The sequence below is a fragment of the Microcoleus sp. w1-18aA5 genome, from assembly GCF_036701705.1.
Taxonomy (GTDB): domain Bacteria; phylum Cyanobacteriota; class Cyanobacteriia; order Cyanobacteriales; family Microcoleaceae; genus Microcoleus.
Genome location: NZ_JAUPTE010000130.1, coordinates 1 through 9,358, shown reverse-complemented (window position 1 = coordinate 9,358; position 9,358 = coordinate 1). Strand labels below are relative to the sequence as shown.

General features: G+C 43.6%; 9 protein-coding genes. 1 reads left to right on the top strand and 8 read right to left on the bottom strand.

What is annotated here, in order from left to right:
• Positions 1–77 precede the first annotated feature (77 nt).
• Complete coding sequence (gene hpxZ, locus Q5691_RS26835; RefSeq protein ID WP_333348193.1) at positions 78–464, top strand: oxalurate catabolism protein HpxZ; 387 nt, start codon at positions 78–80, stop codon at positions 462–464.
• Between the two features lie 55 nt (positions 465–519).
• Here the strand turns inward: hpxZ and Q5691_RS26830 are convergent, their stop codons facing one another.
• The 8 genes from Q5691_RS26830 to Q5691_RS26795 form a co-directional block, all read right to left on the bottom strand.
• Entirely contained in the window at positions 520–1,665 is a 1,146-nt protein-coding gene (locus Q5691_RS26830; protein WP_333311051.1) for a restriction endonuclease, read from the bottom strand.
• A gap of 5 nt (positions 1,666–1,670) precedes the next feature.
• Positions 1,671–2,522 carry an adenine-specific DNA-methyltransferase gene (gene yhdJ, locus Q5691_RS26825; protein ID WP_333212995.1) on the bottom strand — a complete coding sequence of 284 codons (852 nt, stop codon included), beginning with the start codon at positions 2,520–2,522 and terminating at the stop codon, positions 1,671–1,673.
• 65 nt (positions 2,523–2,587) lie between these two features.
• Positions 2,588–3,712, bottom strand: coding sequence for a THUMP domain-containing protein (locus Q5691_RS26820; protein WP_333212994.1), 1,125 nt, complete (start codon positions 3,710–3,712; stop codon positions 2,588–2,590).
• Positions 3,713–4,015: 303 nt separating this feature from the next.
• Positions 4,016–5,362, bottom strand: a complete 1,347-nt coding sequence (locus Q5691_RS26815; protein ID WP_333311054.1) for a TldD/PmbA family protein — start codon at positions 5,360–5,362, stop codon at positions 4,016–4,018.
• Positions 5,363–5,421: 59 nt separating this feature from the next.
• Positions 5,422–5,673 (bottom strand): DUF4926 domain-containing protein, encoded by a 252-nt coding sequence (locus Q5691_RS26810; RefSeq protein WP_333144873.1) that lies wholly within the window; start codon positions 5,671–5,673, stop codon positions 5,422–5,424.
• On the bottom strand, positions 5,663–5,935 hold the full coding sequence (locus tag Q5691_RS26805) for a DUF6883 domain-containing protein (RefSeq protein WP_333212992.1): 273 nt from the start codon (positions 5,933–5,935) through the stop codon (positions 5,663–5,665). Before Q5691_RS26805 ends, Q5691_RS26810 begins: the two co-directional genes overlap by 11 nt.
• Before the next feature lie 93 nt (positions 5,936–6,028).
• Positions 6,029–7,516: a TldD/PmbA family protein gene (locus Q5691_RS26800; RefSeq protein ID WP_333348190.1), complete on the bottom strand. Its 1,488-nt coding sequence runs from the start codon at positions 7,514–7,516 to the stop codon at positions 6,029–6,031.
• 202 nt (positions 7,517–7,718) lie between these two features.
• Positions 7,719–9,023, bottom strand: coding sequence for an aspartate aminotransferase family protein (locus tag Q5691_RS26795; protein WP_333348187.1), 1,305 nt, complete (start codon positions 9,021–9,023; stop codon positions 7,719–7,721).
• Between the last annotated feature and the right edge of the window lie 335 nt (positions 9,024–9,358).

Genomic DNA, 9,358 nt, shown 5'->3' with positions numbered 1-9,358 from the left:
AAATCTAAAATCTAAAATCTAAAATCTAAAATCTAAAATCTAAAATCTAAAATCTAAAATCTAAAATCTAAAATCGAATGACTGTTATCAATGATTATGCTGTGGTGACTGAGTTAACTGAACTATATTTAAAATACGAAAAAGCTCTTTGTACGAATGATATTGAAACTCTCGATAATTTGTTCTGGGATGCGCCGGAAGTCGTGCGGTTTGGGGTGACGGAGAACCTCTACGGGAGCGATGAGGTGAGGGCTTTTCGCAAAGGACGATCGCCTGTAAATGTCGATCGAGAAATGTTCAACCTCAAAGTCGTGACTTTCGATGCAGACACGGCGGCTGTGACGCTGGAATTTCGCCGTGTAATGGATGGAGTGGTGCGGCTGGGGCGGCAAAGTCAGATGTGGCGCAAGTTTCCTCAAGGGTGGAAGATTGTTTCCGCTCACGTTTCTTTTTTGCCGGTGTAGATGTTAAAGGCAAGGAAACAATAATTGTCTAAAGCAGGCGGACTTTATGACTAAATCATTCATCCTCTAGAGCAACGTCTAATAATTCAATTTCCCGACTTTCTTCCTGATCTTCATAATTAAATTCTAATCTGCTCTGCTTAATAATCTCGCTCAATATATTGCTTAAGTACCCTTTGGCAACAGCTTGTTCAAATCTTTCTATCAGAATAGGAACATTGATTATTTCTTCTATACATTCCATGTACTGAGATACTATAGCATTTATGGAATAGAGCTTTCGAGCTTGTGCTTCAATCTTTGATTTAATTTCACTATCTGAATCTAAAGATTTAACTACAAATGTTATCGGATACTTTTCAATTTTATCAATGTCTAGGAAATATTTATTTACATCTACAGTTTCAGTCACCTGAAAAAAACGTCCTAGCGGTTTCATTACAAAGTCAATTCCCCCATCATTAGCATTTGTCCTACCTGTTTTAAACAGCTTTAAATTTTCTTGCTGGAGTCTGTCTAGTGCATAACCCCAATAAATAACTCGGTCATTGTAGTAGTATTTTAATATACTGTAGCTGACTATCTCGAAAATTCGAGCATCTACATTTGGCGCTACCATTTGTTTTATAAATTCTCTGACTTGAGCCTCTGTCAATCTTTGAGCATCTTTACAAATTTGAATAAACTTTTCAAAGCTATCTCTCTTAGCTTCAACGTAAGCATCAATTATGTGGATTACTGTTTCTGCTATATTGTGTTCATTCTCATTGATTTTGACTTTTAATAAATTTTCGTTAAACCAATACCTGTTATTTTTCTGATTTCTCAAAATTGGGATGTACTCACAAGTGGGAAAATATCTTTTAAATTCTTCATTCATCCTATGGTTCAAGCCATGATTTTGAAGCTTTTTCCCGAATGGTAATTCACGCTGTCTCTTAAAAAGATTCGTATAAACTGCACCTTCATAATCTGAATACATTCCTGTCTGATGAAAATTTTTCACCAAATAATCTTCAACTAAAACATATATTGCGTATAAGTTGGCAAAACTTCCTCTTGATTTTGAGCCTTTATTTGAAGATTTAGTCTTGATATTCAAATATGAAATTAGCTGGCTTTCATCGAAGATTTGATCCCCCACCTCGCCCAACTTATCCTCTAAAATTGTCTTAATTATTTTTGTAAATTCATGTTCCATTTTTATTAGAGTTGTAAGTTGAGTGTTAGCTGCTGTGGCGAAACTTCACCGGAGTTGACTTCAGACATCAGATTCTCTTCACTCTCATCCGGAGTAATTTGCAACCTCCGCAATCCTATTTGTAGATATTTTTCTTGTAATTCTATGCCGATTGACTTTCTGTTAAGCTGCTTGGCAACAAATGATGTTGTAAAAGTTCCGGAAAATATATCTAGTACAACGTCGCCCTCATTACTACTAGCTTTGATAATTCTTTCTAACAAAGATGTTGGTTTCTGAGTAGGATGTTCCTCATACTCAGGCATACGATATCTAACTCGCGGAAACTCCCAGACATTACCGGGAACTTTTTTAGAATTATATACTGATGGTGTAGCCTTGCGGTAGTCAATTAGTTTTCTAACAGCTCCGGTTTTTGCCTCTACCAGAATATCTGAGGAATTAAATGTATAATTTCGTTTGTCCTTGACGCAATATAAAATTGGTTCGTACAGAGAACCGTAATATTTTTTGGCTTGTACTCCCGAACTGTCATAATACCACACTATTCGAGAAAGGATTGTTAAACGATCGCGCAAATATAAATCAAAGTAGGGCATACTTTGAGTTGACGCCATTAGATACAAACTGCCGTTATGCTTGAGCTTGTTAACACATAAGTTTAACCAACTATAACTCCATTCTAAATAATCGTTTTCAAATTCCCACGTGTCTTTAAAACCATTGAAATCTTTGCCAATATTATAGGGAGGATCGGCAAAAATTAAATCGATTGAGTTGTCTGGGATTTCACTGCCAAGCACTTCTAACACATCTCCTAAGATGAGTTTGTGGTCGTCAATTTTAAAGATTTTCATTTAGCCTAGCCTCTTCAATTAATATTGGCTATTGTCAAGTTTAGTCAGATATGTTCTATAAACATTTAATACAGTTCATATTTGAGTAAAGTACACGGAATCGAGCCATTAAAAACCGGAATTCGCCGCGATGTTCTCAGCCCAACTTTTTTACCCAACTCCTTATTTCCAGTCAAAATAAAGGCATTCCAACCTTTAAAACGATTCTTGAAAATATCCCCCAACATCTTGTACAAATCTCCCAATTCGCTAGCATCTCCCAGGCGCTCTCCGTAGGGAGGATTGCAAATCAGAACGCCTCTGTCTGCGGGTGCTTCCAACTGAGATAGCTCGGTTTGAGCAAACTGAATCTTACCGGAAATACCAGCTTGCTGCGCGTTCGTGCGAGCTTGAGTTAACATATCGGAATCGCGATCGCACCCTGCAATCACCTCTTTAAGTTCCGGTAATTCGCTGTTTTCCGCTTCGGCCCACAATTTATCCCACAAAGGTTCATCAAAATCCCGCCAACTCATAAATCCAAACTTTTCTCGAAACAATCCCGGTGCAATATTCAAGCCCTTTAAAGTTGCTTCCAAAGGCAAAGTTCCAGAACCGCACATCGGGTCTAAAAACGGCAAATCTGGCGTCCATTCTGCCATCTCCAACAAAGCCGCAGCTAGGGTTTCTTTGAGGGGAGCAAGCCCCATCGCCGGTCGATATCCCCGGCGGTGCAAACTGCCGCCAGAACTGTCTAAACTTAAAATAGCTCTATCTTGATGAATGTGAAGGTTAATTAGCAAATCTGGATGCTCTACATCAACATTAGAACGCTTGTTAAATTGCAGGCGCTGTTGGTCGGCGATCGCATTTTTGACCTGCAAAGCTGTAAAGTGAGTGTGGTTCAAGTTTTCGTTGCCACCGGTGCAATTTACTGCTAAAGTATTGTCGGGATATAAGTATTCGTCCCAAGGGATTTTCTGCACTTCGCGGTAGAGCATATCCGAGTTGTAACACCGGAATTCGGCGATCGGCATTAGCACTCTAAAAATTGTTCTCGACCAAAGATTGACGCGGTATAATAAAGCCCGATCGCCCGCAAAGTAAACCCCTGTAAAATCTGGCTTAACATCCTGCGCCCCTAAACGTTCTAATTCTTGGGCGGCAATAGTTTCTAAACCGCGCGCAACTGTAGCAAAATATTGATTCATTGATAATTGGTAATTGGTAATTGGGAATTGGTTTTTATCGATCGCCCTAAATTATATCAAATCCGGTACCATCGGAATTGTAAAATCGAGTCAACAGTCAACAATCACGGACGTTGCAACCGGAATTGATCTAATTAATCTGCGTTAATCTGTGTTTATCTGCCCTCATCTGCGGTTAAAAGAAGAGAATTTCTGAACCGCAGATGACAATGGATGGACGCGGATAAACGCAGATGAAGAGAAGAGAGATATGAATAATTCTTACTCCTCCGGGTGGGTTTCCGCGAACCTCACCCTTGCAAGTCACAAACTGTCAGTAATACTCGTGAAATTAAAAGCTTTCACGCGCACTCCGGGCACGACACTACCGCCGTAACGCTTCACCGCACTAACTGCATCCACATCGCGCAACATATCAGGTAAAACTTGATTGAAACGCAGGTTTTTAATCGGGTAAGCAATTTTGCCATCCTCAATCCAAAAAGTACCGTCGCGAGTCATTCCCGTTACTTCCAATGTTTTCGGATTAACGTAGCGCACGTACCAAGCTCGACTGACGAAAATTCCTCGCTCGGTTTGAGCAATTAAATCTGCTAAACTTTGGTCGGAACCTGTCATTACGATCGGGTAATAAGCACCTTTCGCCTCTTTGCCTTTTTGTGCGGCCCAGTAGCGGGAATAAGACAAACTTTGAGGGACGCCATCTTTGATGATTTCCAAATAGTTATTGCTCAATCCGTCGCCGAAAAAAGTATTAGATCGCAACAAAGGATGAGCCGGATCGCGCTGCACTTGCACTAACGGGCTGAAAATTTGTTCCCCCGCGCGGTTTCCCGCTGGTTTTCCCTCTGCATCGGCGATCGACATAAACGATCGCCCCTCATCCGCCGCCCTCGCATCCAAACTCCAAATTACCCACGGTAGCAAATCCGCAAAAGCAGCACCGTCAAAGATTACAGGATAAATGCCGGGAGTGACTTCGCGGGGGTTGCGGGATGCGATCGCCCGATCGAGCACTTGTTCTGCTAATTGGGCGATCGGCAATTCGTTGATACTCCAAGCAGTGCTCTGAGTCCAGCTAGAACCGTTGTCAATGCGAGCAGTAAAGCTGAAATCTGCCTCTGTAGATTGGTTGCAGGCGCGGAGTCCGGTTGACGAGGCGATCGCATACAGCCACACATCAGCGCTCAAAGTGCCCGAACCATGAGCGCCCCCCTGTCCGGCAATGGCGCAAGCTTGCTGCACCATTTCTGCCCGCGCTAGAGGCGATACAGTTGCCGTTGCTGCGTCGAAGGCGGGCGAGGGCAAATCGTAGGTTTGAGGCGGCAGCAGCGGCATCCATTCGGGGTCTACCGGCGCAATTCGGGCCAATTCTTCCGATCGCTTGACTGCGGAGGCGATCGCATCTTCATCAAATTCTGTAACAGCAGCAGAGGCGCTTTTGTTGCCGAAATAGCTAGTAATGCTCAGGTTAAATACAGTTTTGCTGATATTTTGGCTGATTTGATTTTCCGAGAATCTCGAAAGAGATTCCTCGCCAGTAGAGAGACTGACAAATACTTCCTCTGCTTTGGATAGTTTGACTGCTTTTTCTAGTAAAGATAAGGCTTGGTCTTCACTTAAAAGTGCGGGCGATGTTGTTACGAGCATAAGCTAAAGTTCCGGAATATTTGTTGTATTTGAAAATAGGTTTACCCGCAATACTACGGTTAACTCGCCTGTACTAAAGAGCGTACTGCTAACACTTCATCTGCTCGCAGAGGTTCCACATCTGAAGGAGAAACAGCCACAACTAAAATCGATTCTCCTAAAGCATTAAATATTTCTAGAACGCAGCCATCATCTTCGCCTTCCCTTGGATGAGGTACGCGATCGACTAGCATGGCTACATCACCTTTTTTGAGCTGATATAGCGGCATATCCCGACACAATGCTACACGCTGGTAAAGTTCAAGTTTCACGTCGAGACTCCTTTTTTGGCTTGAGAGTAATAAAATGAAAAGTTCCGTCAATTTGCCACTGCAACCAAATTGTAACAACTGCTAAATTACGTCCATTAGCCCCTCGCAACTCACCTTCGGCGCGAAAGAACTTTCCGAATTCATTAGCACCATTTTCTACTGCCTCAGCCGACGCTATCAAAAACTGGATGGCTCCTAACAAAGCTTCTGGGTTATCTTGACTAAAACCCCCTTCCTTGAGCGAGAAATTTTGACTTGTCATCTTGTGCTTTGGGAACAAGTAAATAGCGCGTCAACTTTGCTTCGGGTATGATAGCATCCGCTGGAATTTTCACATTAAAAACCTACAATCTAATTAAGAATTTCCCCCAATTTGAATATCCCTCACTCGCACCGGCACACAAGCGTGAGTCATTTGAGCAACCTGCATCGGCTCGCCCTTTCCGCACATATTCGTACCGCATTGAACCAGTTCCGAAGCTGGCCCGATCGCATCTATTTGATTCCAGAAATCAGTAGTCATCGCCTGATAAGTTACATCCTTCAACATACCGACAACTTTACCTTTTTCCACCTTCCAAAAAGCATCGCCGCCGAATTGAAAATTGCGCCGCTGCTGGTCAATCGAATAACTACCCATACCGTCGATTAAAATCCCGTCTTCCGTATCCGCAATCATCTGGGCCAAAGTAGCAGTATGGCTGCCGCCATCCGGGCCCGGCTCCAATCCCAAATTGGGAATTCTCACCATCGGCACGCTCGACCAACTGTCAGCGTAAGCAGAACCGTTGCTGCTGGCACGTCCGAGGCGATAAGCCGTCTCTCTGTCAGTGAGATAATCAACTAAAATTCCATCCTTGACAACGTACCACTCTTGTGATTTTACGCCCTCATCATCGTAACCCATTGTACCGCGGCCGCCCGGTTGAGTGCGATCGCACTTAAAATTCACCCAAGGTGCAGCATATTGCAGTTTATTTAAATTATCAGTAGTAGCAAAGCTCGTGCCAGCAAAATTAGATTCGTAGCCGTAAACCCGGTCTAATTCAGTTGGATGTCCGACCGATTCGTGAATTGTCAAATACAAATTTGTCGGCTTAAGAATCAGGGATTTGCAAATACCAGCCGGGACTTTTGGAGCGCTGACTTTCTCAATAGCTTCGGCCGCAACTCTTTCGACTTGACTCAACAAATCATCGGGATTAATATGTTCGTAACCGATATTTAGCGGCGGGCGATCGTAACTGCGACTTTGGGCATCGCCACCCGCAATTGCTGTACAGCTAAAACCCGGATAGCTGCGGTAGATTGTTTGTTCGATTAGCGAGCCTTCTGTGGAAGCAAAAACCTTGTCTTCGCGGCTGAACTGCAAAAAAGAAGAAGCTTTTTTGATGCCTTGTGCGCCGTGTGCTAGTAGCTTCTCGTTGATAGTTAGCAGCAGTTCCGCTTTCTCAGCAACGGGTACAGAAAAAGGGTCAATGGCGATGGGAGTAATGTAGGTATCGACATATTTTTCGACAGGCACCAACCGCACCGGTTCCTTTTGAGTTAATCGGCTGCCTTTCGCGATTTCTACAGCCAAAGCGACTATTCTTGCAACCTCTGCGGGTGTTTTGCTGTGACTGGCGGCAAACCCCCAAGCGCCGTCAAGAAGCACTCGCACGCCAAAACCGGAACTTACATTATCTGACAGTTGACTTAAAGATCGATCGCGCGCGTAAAGATTCTGCCTTCGGTAACTGCAAAAACGCACATCACCGTACTCGCAACCTGTTTTCCGAATCAAATCTACAGCCAAATTTGCCAACTCGTTAGCAGAGATTTTTGCAGTTAATTGCACCATAGTTATTCGTCATTCGTCGTTAGTTGTTAATTATTATAGCGCTTTTTAATTATTTGAACAAACCGCGAAGACGCAAAGAGCGCGAAGGAATAAAAGAGAGAGGTTTTTCTCCTTTCCAACTACAGTCTTTACCTGAAAACATCTACCTATCTTCTTCTTACTCTTCCTTCGCGTCCTTCGCGCCTTCGCGGTTCGTTAAATCCTACTCCATTTCCTGCAAAACCCCTGTCAAAATTTCCACAATGCGATCGATATGTTCCTTCTCAATAATCAGCGGTGGCGACAAAGCAATAATATCACCCGTAGTCCGAATTAACAACCCTTTTTCATAGCACTGCAAGAAACAATCAAAAGCCCGTTTCCCCGGCTTTCCAGCAAGAGATTCCAACTCAATACCCGCCACCAGTCCCAGATTGCGGACATCAATTACGTGCCGCACCCCCTTCAAAGAATGCACCGCATCTTCCCAGTAACCAGCCATCTTATCGGCTCGTTCAAACAGCCTTTCTTCCTCATAAATATCCAGCGTCGCCAAAGCAGCCGCACAAGCCAGAGGATGACCAGAATAAGTATAACCGTGAAAAAGCTCGATCGCATTTTCAGGAGCATTCATAAAAGCATCATAAATGCCTTGTTTCACAAACACCGCCCCCATCGGCACCGTACCGTTAGTTATCCCTTTCGCTGCCGTCACAATATCGGGAACCACCCCAAAATATTCCGTTGCAAAACTGGAACCTAAACGCCCGAATCCGGTAATTACCTCATCAAAAATCAGCAGAATTCCGTACTTGTCGCAAATCGCCCGCAGCCGCTCTAAATAACCTTTCGGCGGAATCAAAACACCTGTTGAACCAGCCACCGGTTCGACAATTACCGCTGCAATATTAGACGCATCGTGCAAAGCGACAATCCGCTCCAATTCATCCGCCAAATGCGCTCCCCATTCCGGTTGTTTGCGACTGAAAGCATTGTGTTCGAGATTGTGAGTGTGAGGCAAATGATCGACTCCCGTGAGCAAACTGCCAAAAAACTTGCGGTTTGTACCGATACCGCCGACAGAAATTCCCCCGAAACCAACGCCGTGATAGCCGCGTTCCCTACCGATTAATCGTTGGCGAGTTCCTTCACCTTTCACCCGGTGATAAGCAATTGCAATCTTCAAAGCAGTTTCTACAGATTCCGAACCCGAATTAGTAAAGAAAACGCGATCGAAATTGCCCGGAATCATCTTTACCAAACGTTCCGCTAATTCAAAAGCGCCCGGATGTCCCATCTGAAAAGCCGGGGAGTAATCCAAACGCAAAACCTGCTGTTTAACTGCTTCGGCAATTGTCTCGCGGGCGTGTCCTGCATTCACGCACCACAGCCCCGCAGTACCATCTAAAATTGAGCGGTTATCATCGCTTGTAAAGTGCATATCTTTTGCCGAAACCAATATTCGGGGATTCGCTTTAAACTGTCGGTTGGCAGTGAAGGGCATCCAGTAAGCGTCCATATTTGTCATCTTTTTTTTATCTTTTTATATTGATGATTCTGCCTTCAAACTATAACTTGCTACCGATTGCCGATCGCCAGACGCTTATTATAATTTTACAAATATCTTTTTTAAACGAACCGCGAAGACGCAAAGAGCGCGAAGGAAGAGAAGAAAGAGGTTTTTCTCATTTACAAGTAGAGTTTTTACCTGAAAACATCTGCCTATGTTCCTCTTTCTTTTCCTTCGCGCCTGCGCGGTTCATTAAATAGATATTCTTTAATTAACCTGAAGTTCCCCCATTGACAAAAGGCGTCGGAGTATGTAGGGTAAACCTTTGGAGGATTTTGACTCCGGTTTTACTG